Raw genomic sequence first — 356 nt, forward strand, 5'->3', positions numbered from 1 at the left:
AAGTAGCTATAGCAAATGCATTGTATCCAATATTTGCACTTACTAAAATTACTTTGGGCGTGAATCCAATATTAATCACCCTATTAGATGTATCGTTTCCGACATAAGTGCCAGTGGCAATTCTTACCCCTAATTTAGCTATAGCTTGTGCAACTTTTAGAGATGTCATATATACGTTATCTGCTGTACCTGCCTCTGCCTGTGCTTGTGTTGCAATTGGATAGTTTTGTATATTACCCAGCTGCACATCACCTTTTGCTAATGTGATCGCTCCCGTTCTACCTGCGACAGATGTTACTGTATTGACCTGTGCTCCTGCTTGTATACCATTTAATTTAGTCTTTTCTGCAGTTGTA

Annotated in this window: 1 protein-coding gene; it reads right to left on the reverse strand. The window is 39.0% G+C overall.

The window, feature by feature from the left end:
* Positions 1-356: hypothetical protein (locus RCF13_RS23650; RefSeq protein ID WP_308141602.1), on the reverse strand; the 356-nt coding region annotated here is incomplete at both ends.

Source organism: Stenotrophomonas maltophilia group sp. RNC7 (assembly GCF_030910085.1).
In the GTDB taxonomy this organism is placed as follows: Bacteria; Pseudomonadota; Gammaproteobacteria; order Xanthomonadales; family Xanthomonadaceae; genus Stenotrophomonas; species Stenotrophomonas sepilia.